Consider the following 752-nt stretch of genomic DNA (forward strand, 5'->3'; position numbering starts at 1 on the left):
ATAAAAGCCGTATCAATTCATTTTGATGCGGTTTTTATGTATTAAGGCTTGCATTTTTACACGTTTTGTGTAATATATTTTAACATTTAAAATGTATAAGTTTCCAGTTGCAAACAAAAGCCGTGTCTTAAAAGGACGCGGCTTTTTTGCTATAAAGCAGCCCCCCGCGCCGTTATTTACGCTGCTTTTTCACTAATCTTTACAACGGTATCGTTTTCATAAATTTCACAATCTTCAGGAATTCCATATGCATAATAAGGGTTTTGTTCTGTATATGAATACTCATTTCTTTTTAATCTTGCATTGCCATGTACCAAACCTCTAATGGTGTGATAACCAGTCACTTTAGCATTGCCATAAACAGAACCATAGACCTTAACATACCCACCCACGCTAGCATTGCCATAAACCTTGCCATAAATTTTTGAAGAGCTACTTACAACAGCATGATCATAAACCTCAGCTTTGCTATAAATGCGTGCACTTCCTGTTAATTTTGCATTCCCATAAACCCTTGCATATTGATAAACCCACACCTTATCAGAAAGATGCGCATTATCATAAACATGAGCTCCAAAATACACGCGGGTTTTATCATATACATGCGCATTGCCATAAACAAAACCACCAATGGCAGCATTGCCATATACCCTTGCATTTTCATAAACACGACCAGATTTTACAACACAAGCATTATCATAAACCCAGCAATTGCCATCATGAGAAAGGTTATCTTCCTTTTCAATAAAGCC

General features: G+C 36.6%; 1 protein-coding gene. It reads right to left on the reverse strand.

Annotated elements, in window-relative coordinates; translation table 11 throughout:
* Positions 1-176: 176 nt before the first annotated feature.
* Positions 177-752 (reverse strand): hypothetical protein (locus ACFILZ_RS10025; RefSeq protein ID WP_375655694.1); only part of this gene is annotated, 576 nt, incomplete at its 5' end.

Source organism: Bartonella sp. AP40SXNS (assembly GCF_042195825.1).
Taxonomy (GTDB): domain Bacteria; phylum Pseudomonadota; class Alphaproteobacteria; order Rhizobiales; family Rhizobiaceae; genus Bartonella.